The sequence below is a fragment of the Microbacterium sp. B19 genome, from assembly GCF_000333395.1.
In the GTDB taxonomy this organism is placed as follows: Bacteria; Actinomycetota; Actinomycetes; order Actinomycetales; family Microbacteriaceae; genus Microbacterium.
Map to the genome: position 1 here is coordinate 1 of NZ_BADA01000301.1, position 427 is coordinate 427.

Here is a 427-nt window from a genome sequence, read left to right on the forward strand (position 1 = left end):
GGACGACGTCGGCGCACGTCAGGCTGATGCGCTCGAGCACCTCGCCGGTGTCGACGGACGGGGCGTTGTCGAGCGCGCGCTGCATGCCGATCGCGGTGCGCATCGTGGCGAACATGTCGCCGCCGTTCGAGCTGCACACGTCGATCGAGAAGGTCGCCTTGCGGGCACCGGTCGCGATCGTCACGGCGCCCGCACCGGACAGCGACGGCACGTTGAACGAGAACGCCTGCGAGGAGCCGACGTGCGGCTGCCCGAGGCGGCTGAACAGCACGCGCAGCATGGCGTGCACGTCGCTCGCCGTCCCCACGGTGGAGCGCGCATTGGGCGACATCCGCTCCTGGTCGACGCGGATCGTCGCGCTGAGGTTCTCGAGGGCATCGACCTCGGGCCGCGAGGGCTGACCCATGAACTGCTGGACGAACGTCGG

General features: G+C 70.3%; 1 pseudogene. It reads right to left on the bottom strand.

What is annotated here, in order from left to right:
• Positions 1 to 427 (bottom strand): annotated as a pseudogene (locus I5G_RS26480) (hypothetical protein); the annotation flags it as partial.